Origin of the sequence: Thermochromatium tepidum ATCC 43061 (genome assembly GCF_009664085.1) — a bacterium.
In the GTDB taxonomy this organism is placed as follows: Bacteria; Pseudomonadota; Gammaproteobacteria; order Chromatiales; family Chromatiaceae; genus Thermochromatium; species Thermochromatium tepidum.
Window position 1 is genome coordinate 1,989,489 of sequence record NZ_CP039268.1, and the last position, 14,749, is coordinate 2,004,237.

Annotated in this window: 13 protein-coding genes; 4 read left to right on the top strand and 9 right to left on the bottom strand. The window is 63.8% G+C overall.

Annotated features, from left to right (window positions below):
* Positions 1-20 precede the first annotated feature (20 nt).
* The 5 genes from accB to cutA form a co-directional block, all read right to left on the bottom strand.
* The gene (gene accB / locus E6P07_RS09120; RefSeq protein WP_153975316.1) at positions 21-491 is read right to left on the bottom strand and encodes an acetyl-CoA carboxylase biotin carboxyl carrier protein; all 471 of its coding nucleotides are present in this window, start codon (positions 489-491) and stop codon (positions 21-23) included.
* Between the two features lie 4 nt (positions 492-495).
* The gene (aroQ, locus tag E6P07_RS09125) at positions 496-957 is read right to left on the bottom strand and encodes a type II 3-dehydroquinate dehydratase (RefSeq protein ID WP_153976193.1); all 462 of its coding nucleotides are present in this window, start codon (positions 955-957) and stop codon (positions 496-498) included.
* A gap of 117 nt (positions 958-1,074) precedes the next feature.
* Positions 1,075-1,659, bottom strand: a complete 585-nt coding sequence (locus E6P07_RS09130) for a TlpA family protein disulfide reductase (RefSeq protein WP_153975317.1) — start codon at positions 1,657-1,659, stop codon at positions 1,075-1,077.
* Positions 1,656-3,995 carry a protein-disulfide reductase DsbD gene (locus tag E6P07_RS09135; RefSeq protein ID WP_246172809.1) on the bottom strand — a complete coding sequence of 780 codons (2,340 nt, stop codon included), beginning with the start codon at positions 3,993-3,995 and terminating at the stop codon, positions 1,656-1,658. Before E6P07_RS09135 ends, E6P07_RS09130 begins: the two co-directional genes overlap by 4 nt.
* Positions 3,992-4,330 carry a divalent-cation tolerance protein CutA gene (gene cutA / locus E6P07_RS09140; protein WP_153975319.1) on the bottom strand — a complete coding sequence of 113 codons (339 nt, stop codon included), beginning with the start codon at positions 4,328-4,330 and terminating at the stop codon, positions 3,992-3,994. Before cutA ends, E6P07_RS09135 begins: the two co-directional genes overlap by 4 nt.
* A gap of 151 nt (positions 4,331-4,481) precedes the next feature.
* Between cutA and E6P07_RS09145 the strand changes: the two genes are divergently transcribed.
* Positions 4,482-4,904, top strand: a complete 423-nt coding sequence (locus E6P07_RS09145) for an FxsA family protein (protein WP_153976194.1) — start codon at positions 4,482-4,484, stop codon at positions 4,902-4,904.
* A gap of 25 nt (positions 4,905-4,929) precedes the next feature.
* The gene (locus E6P07_RS09150) at positions 4,930-6,450 is read left to right on the top strand and encodes a J domain-containing protein (protein ID WP_153975320.1); all 1,521 of its coding nucleotides are present in this window, start codon (positions 4,930-4,932) and stop codon (positions 6,448-6,450) included.
* A gap of 21 nt (positions 6,451-6,471) precedes the next feature.
* On the opposite strand, the gene E6P07_RS09155 is transcribed toward E6P07_RS09150, so the two are convergent.
* The 3 genes from E6P07_RS09155 to gpmI all read right to left on the bottom strand — a co-directional run bounded on the left by E6P07_RS09155 (position 6,472) and on the right by gpmI (position 9,394).
* Positions 6,472-6,798: a hypothetical protein gene (locus E6P07_RS09155; RefSeq protein ID WP_153975321.1), complete on the bottom strand. Its 327-nt coding sequence runs from the start codon at positions 6,796-6,798 to the stop codon at positions 6,472-6,474.
* 215 nt (positions 6,799-7,013) lie between these two features.
* Positions 7,014-7,853 (bottom strand): thymidylate synthase, encoded by an 840-nt coding sequence (locus E6P07_RS09160; RefSeq protein WP_153975322.1) that lies wholly within the window; start codon positions 7,851-7,853, stop codon positions 7,014-7,016.
* A 5-nt stretch (positions 7,854-7,858) separates the two neighbouring features.
* A complete protein-coding gene (gene gpmI, locus E6P07_RS09165) occupies positions 7,859-9,394 on the bottom strand; it encodes a 2,3-bisphosphoglycerate-independent phosphoglycerate mutase (protein ID WP_153975323.1) in 1,536 nt (511 codons plus the stop codon).
* Between the two features lie 146 nt (positions 9,395-9,540).
* Between gpmI and argA the strand changes: the two genes are divergently transcribed.
* Positions 9,541-10,905 carry an amino-acid N-acetyltransferase gene (argA, locus tag E6P07_RS09170; protein WP_153975324.1) on the top strand — a complete coding sequence of 455 codons (1,365 nt, stop codon included), beginning with the start codon at positions 9,541-9,543 and terminating at the stop codon, positions 10,903-10,905.
* 41 nt (positions 10,906-10,946) lie between these two features.
* Positions 10,947-14,441: a mechanosensitive ion channel domain-containing protein gene (locus tag E6P07_RS09175; protein WP_153975325.1), complete on the top strand. Its 3,495-nt coding sequence runs from the start codon at positions 10,947-10,949 to the stop codon at positions 14,439-14,441.
* A gap of 32 nt (positions 14,442-14,473) precedes the next feature.
* On the opposite strand, the gene E6P07_RS09180 is transcribed toward E6P07_RS09175, so the two are convergent.
* On the bottom strand, positions 14,474-14,653 hold the full coding sequence (locus E6P07_RS09180) for a PA3496 family putative envelope integrity protein (protein WP_153975326.1): 180 nt from the start codon (positions 14,651-14,653) through the stop codon (positions 14,474-14,476).
* Positions 14,654-14,749: the final 96 nt, after the last annotated feature.

Here is a 14,749-nt window from a genome sequence, read left to right on the forward strand (position 1 = left end):
GGCGGGCATGATGGCAGACCTCAGTCGATCAGGAACAGCGGCTGGTTGTACTCCACCGGCTGTCCGTTCTCGACCAGGATGCGCCTGACCGTCCCTGCGTACTCGCTCTCGATCTGGTTGAGGATCTTCATCGCCTCGATGATGCAGAGCGTATCGCCCGGCTTGACCGTCTGCCCCTCCTCGACGAAGGGTTTGGACGTCGGCGAGGGCGCGCGATAGAAGGTCCCGACCATGGGTGAACGCACCAGGTGACCAGTGGTTTGGTCCTCGTCCTCGTCATCTACCGACTGGGCGGTCGGTGTGGCGACCGGCGGCGGGGCGGTGCCCACCGTGGGCATCGGCATCCCCGGGGGTAGGTAGAAGGGCATCGCCGTACCGCCGCTCGGTTGGCGGCTGATGCGCACCGATTCCTCGCCCTCGTGGATCTCGATCTCGGTGACATCGGATTGTCCCAACAGCTCGATCAGCTTCTTGACCTTGCGAATGTCCATGGTGTCAGTGGTTCTCGTTCGTTGGATCCTGGGCCAGTCGACCGAGCGCGGCGCTTAGCGCCAGCGCATACCCCTCGGCCCCGAGCCCGCAGATCACGCCCACCGCGATGTCGGAGAAATAGGAGTGGGTGCGGAAGGGCTCGCGGGCGTACACGTTCGACAGGTGTACCTCGATGAAGGGGATGGCCACGGCCAGCAGGGCATCGCGCAAGGCGACGCTGGTGTGGGTAAAGGCAGCCGGATTGATGAGGATGAACTGCACCCCATCGCGCCCAGCCTGATGGATGGTCTCGATCAGGACGTGCTCGGCGTTGCTCTGCACGAAGGTCAATTCATGGCCGGCTTCCCGGGCCATGGCCACAAGCCGGTGCTCGATGTCGGCCAGGGTGGCGCGCCCATAGTGACCGGGTTCGCGGGTGCCGAGCAGATTGAGATTGGGTCCGTTCAGGACCAGGATCGAGGCCATGGCGCCAATCGCTTGCAGACCAAAGAAGATAAGGAGACGCATCATTGCCATCCGGAGGAAATCGGCGGCAAATCATGCCAAATTGTGCGGATTTCGCAGGATCTTGTCCAGCAAGGATCAGGGTGTGCGTGAGACGTGCGGTCCATCCTTCACGAGCAGCGAGTCCAGGTAATGGGTCAGTTCCTCGGTGCTCAGTTCGCCGATCTGACTGTGGACACGCCGCCCATGCCGATCGAAGATCAGGGTGAAGGGCAGCACTTCGAGCCGGTTGCCGAGTCTCACCGAGAGTTCGAGCACCTCGGGCGTGGCGATCAGGAGCGGATAATTGACCGGGTGCGCGGCGACGAAGGCGCGCACCTCCTCGACCCGATCGACGGCGATGCCGACAAACTGTACGCCGGATTCGCGCAGCCGTTCCTGAGCCTCGACGAACCTCGGGATTTCGGACAAACAGGGCGGACACCAGGTGGCCCAGAAGTTGACCACCAGCACCTTGCCGGCCCAGGCACTGCTGGAGACCTGGCGTCCTTCAAGGTCTTGCAAACGCAAATCGGGCAGGGTGTCGAGCGACTCGTTTGGGCGCTCGGCCTGTCCGCCGCTGTTGGTGCCCTCGACATCGATCCAGTGCTGACCGACGATGGCCGCCCCGATACTGATACCAGCGGCAAGCACAGTGACCAGGATGACTTTCAAGGCTTTCATGGCGCAACCTGACGCAGATGACGGGCGAAGGGTTCGGCGGGTTTGAAGCCCACCAGACGAAAGTGGGTCAGTTCCCGACCCGCGCGATCGAAAAACAGGATCGCCGGAGGTCCAGGCAGACCGAAACGACCCTGGATCAGGGCGCGATCCTCGGCATCGTTGGCCGTGACGTCGGCCTGGAGCCGAACGAAGCGCCTCAGCTCGGCCATCACGGACGGATCGCTGAAGGTGTAACGCTCCATCTCTTGGCAGGAAACACACCAGTCGGCATAGAAGTCAAGCAGCACCGGTTGGCCGTCCGACCGCGCCTGAGCGAGCTCGCGCTCCAGGTCGGCCACGGATTTGATGCGTTTGAACCCGAGCTGCTCGACCCCGCCCCCAGGGATCAGCCCCCGCAGCGGCTGGAGCGTGTCGCGCCCGCCGGCCGCGGCGCCGATCAGCATGAGCGCGCCATAGATCAGCAGCACCAGACCTAGCCCCTTCCATAGCTTGAACCAGGCATTCGCGCCTGGCTGGAGCTGGTTGAGTGCGCCCATATAGACTGCCGAGCAGATCAGCAGCAGCGCCCAGAGCACCATCGCGAGCGCCGGCGGCAGGAGGCGTTCGAGCATCAGGATCGCCACACCCAGCAGCGCCACACCGAACACGGCCTTGACGGTATTCATCCAGGCCCCAGCGCGTGGTAGATAGCGACCGACCGAGGTGCCGATGAGGATCAGGGGCACACCCATGCCGAGACTGAGTGCAAACAACGCCAACCCGCCGAGCAGTGCATCCCCGGTGTGGCCGATGTAGATCAGCGCCCCGAACAGCGGCGGTGCCACGCAAGGCCCCACGATCAGGGCCGAGAGCAGACCCATGATGGCCACACCGATCAGGGTCCCGCCCTGCTGACGGTTGCTCAGCTCGGCAAGCTTGGATTGCAGGCTGGAAGGCAATTGCAGCTCGTAGAAACCGAACATCGACAGCGCCAGTCCCACGAACACCAGGGCAAAGGCGGTCAGGATCCAGGGATTCTGAAAGGCGGCCTGGAGATTGGCCCCCAATAGTCCGGCGAGCACGCCGACGAGGGTATAGGTCAGGGCCATCGCCAGCACATAGACCAGCGACAGCACGAACGCCTTGCGCGTGGTCAGCCCCGCGCCCTGGCCGGCGATGATGCCCGAGAGGATCGGGATCATCGGAAAGACGCAGGGCGTGAAGGCCAAGAGCAACCCGAAACCGAAGAAGACGGCGATGATCACCCACAGCCCCTCGCCGGCGAGCACGGCGGCGATTCGGTCCTGTTCGGAGACCGGCGGGCCGCTCCCGCCTGGGTCATTGACCGGCGCGGCCTGCACGATTGCCGCATCCTCCGCAACCGACTGGCTCGTCGTCATCGTCGCGGCATCGGCCAGCGTGGCCGGCGCTTCGGGCAGATTGAGCGTGATACGCCGGCTCTGCGGCGGATAGCAGATCCCGATCTCGGCACAACCCTGATATTTGACGATCAGGGTTGCTGTGATCGGCGCAGTCGTTACGCGCTGGAGCTGCACGGTCAGATCCAGTCGGCCCTGATGGATCTCGACATCGCCGATGGAGCCGTCGGGCAATACCGAATCATGCTTGAGCGTGCCCGCCGGACGTTCGATGGTACCGAGCGCGACATCCGGCGAATCGACGAGCGCGATCTCGATCAGATCGGCATAGAGATAGGTTCCGGGCGCGATGTCCCAGGTGAGCCGAACGCGATCGGGCGCCTCGACCTCGGCCTGCACGCGAAAGGCCTGCTCGACCTCGGGGATGTCCTCCGTGCCAGACAGACCGCGAGCCGGCGGCACTGAGGTCAGCAGATCGGCCAGACGACGCGGTTTGTCCCCGGTCGTCGCCGGGGCAGCGACGGGGAGTCTGGCTGCCGGCTCGGGCAACGCCAGCGTCAGTGTCTCACGATGCGGCGGGTAGCAGAATCCGGCGTCGGCGCACCCCTGTGAATCGATCCGCAACCTCAGACGATTGTCCGAGTCCGGTGCGCGCGTGATCGGTAGATCGACCACCAGGCGCCCACGGTAGATCTCGACCTCGCCGAAGAACTCGTCCTGTTTGATCTCGGCCTCGGGCAGGACCGCCGTGCCGAGCCTGATGCCAGGCGTCTCGGAGTCGAACCTGAGCTTGCTCTTGTAGAGATAGTAACCGTCCGCCGTATCCCAGACGACGCGCACCGCTTCCGGCCCGATCACCTCGGCGCTGACCGGAAACGCCTGCTCCTGGCTCAGGAAGTCATCGGCCAGGGCTTGAGTACCGTCCAAGGCCGCCACCAGCCACAGCCACGCCCCGGCCAAAAACCACGGTCGCTTCACGAGTCCTGCTCCACGGCGTTCACGCATTCGCTCACCCAATTCAGATAGTCGCTCGACCCCGAGACGATGGGGAGGGCGATGATCTCCGGTACCTCGTAGGGATGCAACAGGCGCAGCCGGTCAGTGAGCGGCTCGACACGCGCCTCGACGGTCTTGATCAGCAGCAGCACCTCCGAGTCACGCTGGATACATCCCTCCCAACGATAGATCGAGATCAGGCCAGGCAGCAGATTGACACAGGCAGCCAACCGCTCCTCGACCAGGGTCTCGGCCAGACCCAGGGCCGTGTCTCGGTCGGGACAGGTACAGAGGATCAAACGATGCGGCAACGACATAGACGGTAAACTCGATCTTGCTTGGACTGGATCTCGCCGACAGGTTAAGGTTTCGGCCAACCGTCGGAGTCGACGAACGACCGACTCTGACCGCGCCGACCGCGATAGATTCCATCTTCTGAAAGCCCAGTCATCCAACGGAGCCCCCATGGTGCCACTGCTGTTATTGCTCTTCATCGGCTTGCCGCTGACCGAGCTCTATGTCCTGATTCAGGTTGGCGCCAAGATCGGCGCCCTCTCGACCATCCTGCTCTCGATCCTGACCGCTGTCATCGGCGTCTGGCTGGTTCGCCATCAGGGCTTCGGTATCCTCATCCGGATGCGCGACCTGCTCGAGCGTGGCGCGGTGCCCGCCATCGAGCTACTGGATGGGGCGCTGGTCCTCGTCGCCGGACTCTGCCTGATCCTGCCCGGTTTCTTGACCGACAGTCTAGGCTTCCTGCTCCTGATCCCACCGCTACGCCACCGGCTGATCGAGCACTACATCCAGCTCCAGTCCATGCACCTGCAAGCGTCCGGTAAGGTCTGGACCGAGACCCGGGTGATCGAGGGCGAGTTCCGCCGCGACGACTGACACACCACACCCAACGTCCGAATCTATGCACCTGTCCTGGACGCACCAGATTGCCAAGGCACTCGTCAGTGGACGACCGACCCCAGCCCTGGAGCTCCATCTCGATGAGCTGCTCATCTGGCTGAGCAATCCGGACAATCCGCGCGTCGCCGAGCTGGAACGCGCCATCGAGCGGCGGCTGACGCGCGATCAGGCCAGCGCCAGCGCCTACCGCCTGCTCGACCAGCAGTTCTTCGCCGATGAGAACCCGCCCACACCCGCGAGTCTGGGGTTTGCGCCCGGTACCACCCTCACACAGGCCAAGCAGCGTTATCGTCGGCTGATGCAGGTCTATCACCCAGACCGACACCCTAAACGCGCTGCCTGGGCGACCCGTCGCACCGAGCAGATCAACCGTGCCTTCACCGCCTTCCAGCGTGGCGAGAGCGGCGCGGTGCGCCCCGGCAACCGGAAGGGACAGACGCGCCGAACGGCGGCCAGGCCATCCTACAGACGTCTACCGCCGACCTGGCTGCCGCCGGCGTTGAGAGACCGGATTGCGCCGGCCTGGATCTGGATCCATGATCGCTGGATCGGGCGTACGCCGATCCAACGGCGACTGTCGATCGCGGCGGCCATGGCCTGCGTTCTGATACTCACAGTCGCACTCTGGCCCGAGAAGCCACCCAGGCCGGTCCCCAGGATCGTCCATCATCCATCCGGGATCGAGCCGCCCACAAGGCTTGCAGATAGACCGACACCTAGGCCCAAACCCCAGCCGCCAGCGATCGCCACGACCGCGCCGACGCCCGAGGCGAAGGCGGCGCCGCAGCCGAGCATCATCCCGACGATGCGCGCGCCGGCTGATTCGCCCAGCGGGGCGCCCCAGCAAGACACCGCCCCACCCAACCTGGAGTTGGGCGGCACACCCGAGTCGGTAGACGGTAAGAGACAGATTCAGATCGCCCCGGCACCTCAGCCGGAGCCGCAAACGGTCGCCACCACGCCAGGGAATCTCGGGGCGTTGCCCCCACCTGCCACGACGCCCCCAGCCGAGACCTCCGCCGCGAGGCGTCCTGACCGCATGACCCCGCTCGCCCCCTGGGCCGACATCCCCCCAGCGGCCCCGCCCGCGCCGCCCACGCCCCCGACCCCGCCTCTGGCCCAGGGTCCGGTTTCCGCCGTCAGGTCCGGTGACACGGCACTTGCCGACGACTGCCGGAACGCCCCCGAGATCCTGACCCGATTCCAGCACGCCTATCAGGCCGGCGCGCTCGACCCGCTGATGGCGCTTTATAGTCCGCTGGCCAAGGAGAACGAGCTGGCAACCTGGTTCGCCATCCGTCAGACCTATGCCGAGTGGTTCCGCATCACCGCGTCCCGGCGCATCGATTTTGAGCAGATCCAGGTCCAGCCCATTGCCGACAGCCAGCGCTGTGCCCTCATGGCCGTGTTTCAGGTCAGCTATCTCGACCAAGAGTCGCGCTCGGTGACCCTGGCGGGGATCATCGAGCTGCTACTCGAACGCAAGGACTCAAACTGGCTCATCCTCAGGGCACGCTATTGAGCGCGAGGCGTCGGTCTGCCTTCAAGCATACTCATCGATCCCCAGGAAGGATTGCAGCCCTTCGCGTCGCTCCAACCGCTGGGCCGCCGCATAGGCCGCCAAGGCGCGTCGCACCTGGCCATCGCCGATCATCACCCTGACCGGCGCACTGTAGGGGCGTTGACGCAAAGAAGACATCTCGGCGGGTTCGACCCGGGTCACCGGGCGTGCGATCAGTGCATCGGCTTGGGTTCGGGCGACCTCTGGGTGGGCGATCGGGAGCGTCCGTTCCCAAGGTGACTCGGAAACGATGGCATGGGACAGCGAAACCGATGAACCGAGGATCCGCATCTGAAACAGATTTGACATCCTCCCTAGCCTGAAGGCCAGGGATCCCGAAGGCGCTTGACCCAGGCATCAACGCTGGATGATGCGTTGCGGCGGGCCCCTGGGCCGAGCGCCGAATGGCGACTCGTCCCAGGTGTGACTTCCGGCGTGCCCGCCGTCGTCCGCTTTGGGTCTCGGCGGCAGAAACATTATAGGGCGGCTGCGCCGTCCGCGCGCAGACAGGCGCAGATTCCGCCCTAAACCGCGATCGGGGCGCGGATCGCTGGATGCGGGTCATAACCCTGGATCTCGATGTCTTCAAAGTCATAATCAAACAGCGTCGGTGGACGCCGTTTAAGAATTAGGCGCGGCAGGGGTCGCGGTGTGCGTTCAAGCTGGGCGTAGACGATGTCTGGGGTCAGGTGGTTGAGATACAGATGCAGGTCGCCGAAGGTGTGGATGAACTCACCTGGTTCGAGATCGCATTGCTGGGCGATCAGATGGGTCAGCAGGGCATAGCTGGCGATGTTGAAGGGGACACCGAGGAACAGATCGGCACTGCGCTGATAGAGCTGGCAAGACAGTCGGCCCTCGGCAACCTGAAACTGAAACAGACAGTGACAGGGTGCAAGTGCCATGCGTCCAGCGCGCACATTATCTTGGGGACTGAGCTCTTCCCTTGGGAGGTCAGCCGGGTTCCAGGCCGTGACCACCAGACGACGTGAGTATGGCCGGGTCCGGATGGCGTCCACCAGCTCAGCAAGCTGGTCGATCAAGCGCCCGTCCGGCGTTGGCCAGGCACGCCACTGCGCCCCATAGATCGGGCCGAGCGCACCCGTCTCGGTCGCCCACTCGTCCCAGATATGGATCCCCTGAGCCTGTAACCAGTTGACGTTGGTATCACCAGACAGGAACCACAATAGCTCACCGGCCACGCCTTTGAAATAGAGACGCTTGGTCGTCAGCAACGGGAATCCCACCGTCAGGTCGAACCTCAACTGGCGCCCGAAGACCGATCGTGTGCCGACGCCGGTGCGGTCCAGCCGATCACGACCGTTGGTGATCACGTCGCGCAACAGATCCAGATAGACCTGCATCGCGATCAGACCGTCGCCGGGCCGAGCAGCAGCGAGCGCCCATCCATGACCTTGGGGATCGGAATCCCCATCAGATTGAGCACCGTGGGCGCGATGTCTTTGATCCCGCCGCCGATGGCCAACCGCCAGGGCACCTCATCGACGACCAGACAGGGCACCGGATAGAGGGTATGCTGGGTATGCGGCTCGCCCGTGACCGGATCGATCATCTCGTCACAGTTACCGTGATCGGCGGTGAGGATCACCGAGTAGCCGTTCGCGAGGGCCGCGTCCATCACCCGACCAGCTGCGCGATCGAGCGCCTCGACTGCAGCGATCACCGCCTCACGCACCGCCGTGTGCCCGACCATGTCGCCGTTTGCAAAGTTGACCACGATGAATGGATAGACGCGCCGCTCGATCGCCGCGATCACGGCCTCGGCCACCTCGGGTGCGCTCATCTCGGGCTTGAGGTCATAGGTTGCGACCTTGGGCGATGGGATCAGCATGCGGTCCTCGCCCGGATAGGGCTCATCGCGCCCGCCATTGAAGAAGAAGGTGACATGGGCGTATTTCTCAGTCTCAGCACAGTGGAACTGAGCGAGCCCAGCCTGACTGAGGATCTGACCCAAGGTGGTCTTGGGCAGGTCGTGATCAAAGGCGATCGGCAGGCCGTACCACTGGTCGTATTCCATCATGCAGGTCACCTTGGCCCCACTAAAGCCACGCCGGTCGAAGTGGTCGAAATCAGGCTTGAACAGGGCCGAGACCAGCTGACGCGGACGGTCCTTGCGGAAATTGAAATGGACGACCTGATCACCGCTCTGGATGGTCTCACCACCCTTGATCAGGGTCGGGCGGATGAACTCATCGTCCTCACCCGCGGCATAGGCCGCCTCGATGGCCGCGTGCGCACTCTCTGCCCACCGCCCCTCGCCATCGACTAGGGCGCGCCAGGCCAGTTCGGTGCGCTCCCAGCGGTTGTCACGGTCCATGGCGTAATAGCGACCCGAGACGCTGGCGATCCGACCGCCAGCCACCTCGAGCGCATTCTCGAGGGCCGGGAGATAATTCAATGCCGAGCGTGGGGGGGTGTCGCGTCCGTCGGTGAACATGTGCACCATGGGGCGCACCCCCTGATATTTGCACAGCTTGATCAGGGCATGGAGATGATGGACGTGGCTGTGCACCCCTCCATCCGAGACCAATCCCATGAGATGCAGGGGACGATTCTGAGCCGCTGCCGCTCGGGCGGCGGCGACCAGGGCACGGTTCTCATAGAAACTCCGGTCGGCAATCGCTTGATCGATCAGCACCAGATCCTGACGCACCACACAGCCTGAACCGAGCGTCATGTGTCCGACCTCGGAATTGCCCATCTGGCCGTCCGGTAATCCGACCGCCAGTCCGGACGCCTGGATGGCCGTATGCGGATTGGTCGAGAAATACTGATCTAGATTGGGCGTGCGCGCGATCGCCACGGCATTGTTGGCCTTGGATGGATTCAGACCGAAACCGTCGAGGATGATCAGGACGACGGGACGACGTGGGACGTTCTTCATTCGGTAACTCCGCGAGATAAAGCCTGGCAGGCCGGAAGCAGGCCTGTATTCTCGATACCGTCGTGATCCGGCCGCGGCCCGCTCGCAAAAATCGGTTATTCTAAATGGCTTCAGACCCTCGCGCCCGGCTTTTAATTCCCGCACCCATGACCACAAGGCCCGATCGTCCCCATCCAGATGATGCCCAAGACGCGGCCCAAGCCCAGCCCGGGCGCGATCCCTTTGTCGCCTGGGTGCGCGAGGCCACGCCCTATATCCATGCCCACCGCGACCGGACCTTCGTCATCGCCTTCGGTGGCGAGGCGGTGGCCGACGCACGCTTCCCTGACCTGGTGCACGACATCGCCCTACTGCATGGGCTCGGCATCCGGCTGGTCCTGGTGCATGGTGCGCGCCCCCAGATCGAACAGCGTCTTCGCGATCAGGGGACCGAACTGCGCTATGTCAACGGACTGCGCGTCACCGACGATCGGGCGCTCGCCTGTGTCAAGGAGGCCGTCGGCATGGTGCGGGTCGAGATCGAGGCCTTGCTGTCGCTGGGACTGGCCAACTCACCCATGGCTGGGGTGCGCATCCCAGTGGTCTCGGGCAACTTCGTCACCGCCCGCCCGCTCGGGGTCATCGAGGGCGTAGACTATGCCCATACCGGCGCGGTGCGCCGCGTCGATCAGCGCGCCCTGCGCACCCTACTCGATCAGGGTATGGTCGCCCTGATGCCGCCGCTCGGTTACTCGCCCACTGGCGAGGTGTTTAATCTGAGTGCGGCGGATGTGGCGCGCGGTGTCGCCTTGGCCCTGGGCGCCGACAAGCTGATCTTCCTGACCGAAGGCATCGAGGGTGGCTCAAGGCCCATGTTGGCGCCGAACCTGCTTGCGCGCGATGTCGATGCGCTGCTGGCCACCGAAACACTGCCCGAAGAGCTGGCGACCTGTCTGCGCGCAGGCGCGGACGCCTGCCGTCAGGGGATTCGGCGCGTGCACCTGGTGGCGCGCGGCGAGCCTGGGGCGCTGTTGCGTGAGCTCTTCACCCACGACGGACGCGGCACGCTCATCTCAGCCGAGCCCTATGAAGAACTGCGCCCGGCGCGCATCGACGACGTGACCGGCATCCTGCAGCTGCTGCGCCCACTCGAAGAGCGCGGGGTGCTGGTGCGCCGCTCACGCGAGCTGCTCGAGACCGAGATCGAGCGTTTCCACATCACCGAGCGCGACGGTCTGATCACCGCCTGCGCGGCCTTCTATCCCTATCCGTCCGCGGGTATGGCCGAGCTCGCCTGTCTCGCCGTCCACCAGGACTATCGCGGCGAGCGGCGCGGCGAGCGGCTACTGGAGCATATCGAAAAGCTGGCGCGCGCCCAGGGCATCAGCCGGCTGTTCGTGCTCACCACCCAGACCGCCCACTGGTTCCAGGAACGCGGCTTCCAGCCTGCCGGACTCGAGGCCCTGCCGATGGAAAAACGCGCCCTTTACAACTTTCAGCGCAACTCCAAGGTCTTCATCAAACCGCTTTAAACCCCGATGCGGCTCGACACACACAAGAACTTTGTTTTCGCATGATCGCGCCCGCTCAGTCTGCTCAGACCCTGTCCCCATCGGTCCATCACCCTTTGCTGCGTCTGTCTCGGCGATGGCTCCAAGGACTGGGATTCGCAACCCTGGTGTATGCCCTGGCGAGCCTGTGTGCGATGGGCGCCCTGGCACAGGACGCACGTCCTAAAACATCGCTCACGACGGCTGACACCACGCCAACCAAGGCCCAGATCGAGGAACAGCTCGCCGTGCTCGAATCAAGTCCGGGGATGGATGAGACGCTCAAATCCAATCTGACCGAGCTCTACCGACGCGCCCTGGCCAATCTCGGCGACATCGAGAAATTCGAGGCCCGTCTCGCCGATCTGATCGAAACTATTAAGACGGCACCTCGGGAAACCCATGAGCTCCAGAAGCGGCTGGAACGTCGGTCATCCGCCGGCGCGCCCACCCCCCCCACCATCCCCACCGGGCTCACGAGTGACCAGATCAGCCAACAACTCAATCAGGTGCTCGCCGATGCCGCCGCACTCGAGGTCCGCCTGAGCGAACTCAGCCAACTCATCGACGCCGCACGGACGCGACCAGCGACGGTGCGTGAGCGTCTGACCACCATCAAGCGGGCGCTCGACACCCTGGACCAGGATCTCCAGCAGACCAGGCCCGCGGACGAGCCACCCGAGTCGGTCCAGGCTCGGCGCTGGGTCGCCGAGACCCAGCGTCGGGCCCTGTGGAGCGAGGCACGGATGCTGGAGCAGGAATTGCTCGGGCAGACGACCCAAGAGACCCTGCTCAAGCTTCGGCACGATCTGGCCACGCTCGAGCTGCGCGAGCTTAAGGCCAAACAGCGTGCGCTCGAGGAGGCATTGACTGAAAAGCGCGCCGAACAGGCACGCGCCGAGCAGCGCGCCTCCGAACGCGCCCAGCGCGAGGCCGAGGACAAGCATCCGGTGATTCGCGACCTAATCCAGCGGAACATGGCCTTGAGCGGGTCGCTCGGCGAGAGCGCCCAGCGTCTCTCGGGATTAAGCGAAGAACTGGCGCAGGTCGAGTCCGAGCGCAAACGAATCGAAGAGGAATATCGCAACGCCAAGCAGCGTCTAGAAGTGGCTGGACTCACACGCGCACTCGGACAGGTCCTGCTCGATGATCGCAACCAGCTCCCCGATCTGCGCCAATACCGCGCTCAGATCCGCGCGCGCGAGAACCAGATCGCCGAGGCCACGCTGCGTCAGATCCGCTATCGCGAGGAAGAGCGTCAGCTCGCCGATCTCAACCGCTATCTCGACGAGCTTGCCCGCAGCGAACCTGCGGTGCAAACCAAGGAGGTGCGTCCCGAACTGCTGGAGGCGCTCAAGCAGCGACGCAACCTGCTGCGCCTGGTCATCAAGAGCGAGGACGACTACATCCGCCAGCTTGGCGAGCTGAACTATGCCGCCGAGCAGGTAGTGCGTGCCGCGACGAGCTATGAGTCCTTCCTGGCCGAGAATCTGCTTTGGGTGCGCAGCGCGACCGCCGTGGATCTAGAAACCCTGACTTCTTTACCGGAGGCGCTCGGCTGGCTGGTCTCGGTGACGGGTTGGACGGAGGTGGCGCTGGTGCTTGGCGAGCGTCTGCGCCACTCGCCGCTCTTTTGGCTTGGCCTGGTGGCGAACCTCGCCCTGCTCTGGAAGAACCCGGCACTGCGCCGCGCCATCCGGGCCCGTGCCGAACCCGTGCGGCGGGTGCGCTCCGACAGCATCCGGTTCACCTTGGAGGCCATCGGTCTGACGCTCATCGCCGCCCTGCCCGCGGCCCTCCTGTTCTGGCTGCTGGGCGAGCAACTGATGGTCTCGGGCGCAGCCACCGCCTATACGCGCGCCATCGGCGCTGGTCTGAGCCAGGTCGCCTTCGGACTCTATTATCTGCGCGTCTTCCGCCTCCTCTGCATGAATGGCGGCGTGGCCGAGCGACACTTCCGCTGGAAGGACTACACCCTGTCGCGCCTGCGCCGCGACTTTGGCTGGTTCACACTATACATCATCCCGCTGGCATTCATCACCGTGGCACTCTTCCAATACAACGACCCGGTCTATACCAACAGCCTCGGGCGTCTGATGTTGATCGCCAGCATGCTGGGGACGGCTGTCTTCTTCGCCCGTCTGCTCCATCCGAGTCAGGGTGCGATCAAGCACTTCCTGCTCGATCATCCAGGGGGCTGGTTCTGCCGGCTACGCCGACTTTGGTTCTCGTTGATCGTGGGCGCGCCCCTGTCGCTGGCGCTGCTGGCGGCCATCGGCTATCTCTACACCGCCGGGATACTGTTCCAATCGCTGGTCTATCAGTTCTGGTTGGCGCTCGGGCTGATCGTGGTGCATCAAAGCGTCGTGCGCTGGCTGAGCGTCACGCGCCGGCGCATCGCGCTACAGGCGGCGCTGGAGCGCCAAGCCACGCGCCGCGCCCAGGCCGAAGCTGAACGCGGTGAATCGAACACGGTGCCCGAGGTGTTCCAGGTCGACGAGACCGAGCCGGATCTGGCCGCGCTCGACGAGCAGACCCGACGCCTGATCAACGCCGCGATCTTCATGCTCGGTGCGATCGGGTTTTGGGCCACCTGGTCGGAGGTCTTGCCCGCCTTCCGCTTCCTGGACCGCTTTGCGCTCTGGTACTACAGCGGTCTCATCGATGGCACCGAGCAGCGGATTCCCGTCACTGTGGCCGACATCGGCAGCGTGATCCTGATCATCGTCGTGGCGACCATCGCCGCACGCAACCTACCTGGATTGCTTGAAATCCTTCTGTTGCAGAGCAAAGGGCTGTCGGCGAGCGCACGCTATACCATCAAGACCCTGTCGAGCTATCTGATCACCACAGTGGCGTTCCTGATGGCCTTTGCCACACTTGGTCTCCAGTGGGGACAGATTCAATGGCTGGTCGCCGCACTCGGCGTGGGGATCGGCTTTGGGTTGCAAGAGATCATCGGCAACTTCATCAGCGGACTCATCATCCTGTTCGAGCGTCCGGTGCGGGTCGGGGACATCGTCACCATCGGCGACACCACAGGCGTCGTGACCAACATCCGCATCCGCGCCACCACCATCCGCAACTGGGACAAGCAAGAACTGCTGGTGCCGAACAAGGAATTCATCACCGGTCGGCTGCTCAACTGGACGCTGACCGATCAACAAAACCGCATCAGCATCCCGATTGGTGTCGAATACGGCAGTGATACCCGGAAGGCGCTGAAACTGCTGGAATGCATCGCCAAGGAGCATGAGCGGGTCTTGGACGATCCGGCGCCTCTGGCGAGTTTCGAAGGGTTCGGAGACAATGCCTTGTTGCTGATGCTGCGTTGCTACATGGATTCGCTCGACGGACGCATTGAGGTCATCACCGAACTCAACCAGAGGATCTACGATACCTTTAACGCCGAAGGGATTCGGATCCCCTTTCCGCAGCGCGAGGTGCGTCTCCAGATCAAGGAGCCGATCGCTATCCGAGTGCACCGCGAACCTCATCCGGTACGCAGGCCAGATTAAGGGGGCGGGCAAGGGCCGCCCCGGTCGAGGTTTTAGTTCAGGTCGTCGAAATCGGGGTCGTCGAGTAGCTCGCGCAGCCGCTTGATCTCGCGCATGTGCTCGATGCGACGGCGCACGTCCAGACTGGGTGACTGACCGCGCGGTTCTTGCGAAAGGATGGACGGCACGCGTTCCATGAGATCGTCGCCGTAGCCAACTTCAGGATCCAGCATCTAATTACCTCAGGGCTTGAACGAAACGATTACGACAGAGGCGCCATATAGCGGATTCAAACCCCATGTAACAATTGATTTAATCAATTGTTTAAA

Bases quoted from the DNA above. Each gene is read 5' to 3' on its own strand.
- cutA (WP_153975319.1), bottom strand. From the start codon at position 4,330: ATGTCGTTGCCGCATCGTTTGATCCTCTGTACCTGTCCCGACCGAGAC.
- aroQ (WP_153976193.1), bottom strand. From the start codon at position 957: ATGGCCTCGATCCTGGTCCTGAACGGACCCAATCTCAATCTGCTCGGC.
- E6P07_RS09130 (WP_153975317.1), bottom strand. From the start codon at position 1,659: ATGAAAGCCTTGAAAGTCATCCTGGTCACTGTGCTTGCCGCTGGTATC.
- E6P07_RS09160 (WP_153975322.1), bottom strand. From the start codon at position 7,853: ATGCAGGTCTATCTGGATCTGTTGCGCGACGTGATCACCAACGGTCGT.
- E6P07_RS09155 (WP_153975321.1), bottom strand. From the start codon at position 6,798: ATGTCAAATCTGTTTCAGATGCGGATCCTCGGTTCATCGGTTTCGCTG.
- argA (WP_153975324.1), top strand. From the start codon at position 9,541: ATGACCACAAGGCCCGATCGTCCCCATCCAGATGATGCCCAAGACGCG.
- E6P07_RS09180 (WP_153975326.1), bottom strand. From the start codon at position 14,653: ATGCTGGATCCTGAAGTTGGCTACGGCGACGATCTCATGGAACGCGTG.
- gpmI (WP_153975323.1), bottom strand. From the start codon at position 9,394: ATGAAGAACGTCCCACGTCGTCCCGTCGTCCTGATCATCCTCGACGGT.
- accB (WP_153975316.1), bottom strand. From the start codon at position 491: ATGGACATTCGCAAGGTCAAGAAGCTGATCGAGCTGTTGGGACAATCC.
- E6P07_RS09150 (WP_153975320.1), top strand. From the start codon at position 4,930: ATGCACCTGTCCTGGACGCACCAGATTGCCAAGGCACTCGTCAGTGGA.
- E6P07_RS09175 (WP_153975325.1), top strand. From the start codon at position 10,947: ATGATCGCGCCCGCTCAGTCTGCTCAGACCCTGTCCCCATCGGTCCAT.